Genomic DNA, 293 nt, shown 5'->3' with positions numbered 1-293 from the left:
CCGATTACGTAGATAATCGGATACACAGGCAGTGTATCGCTCACTCGTTGTCAGTTTTGAAAGAGTAATTCTCTTTCAGGTAGGAAACCAAGAAAATCAAAATTTGGGCCTTTAGCTCAGCTGGTTAGAGCGCACCCCTGATAAGGGTGAGGTCGGTGGTTCGAGTCCACTAAGGCCCACCATTATCGACTTTTGAGTCGGTACCCATTTATGGGGCCATAGCTCAGCTGGGAGAGCGCCTGCCTTGCAAGCAGGAGGTCAGCGGTTCGATCCCGCTTGGCTCCACCAAAAAA

At 50.2% G+C, this 293-nt stretch carries 2 tRNA genes; both read left to right on the top strand.

Annotated features, from left to right (window positions below):
* Positions 1-105 precede the first annotated feature (105 nt).
* Positions 106-182: transfer RNA gene (locus WH37_RS06760), tRNA-Ile, on the top strand.
* Between the two features lie 30 nt (positions 183-212).
* Positions 213-288 (top strand) — tRNA-Ala (locus WH37_RS06755).
* Positions 289-293 lie beyond the last annotated feature (5 nt).

The sequence above is a fragment of the Paenibacillus algorifonticola genome (assembly GCF_000971975.1).
GTDB lineage: Bacteria > Bacillota > Bacilli > Paenibacillales > Paenibacillaceae > Pristimantibacillus > Pristimantibacillus algorifonticola.
The sequence above is the reverse complement of the archived record's forward strand: the minus strand, read 5'-3'. Positions and strand labels throughout refer to the sequence as shown.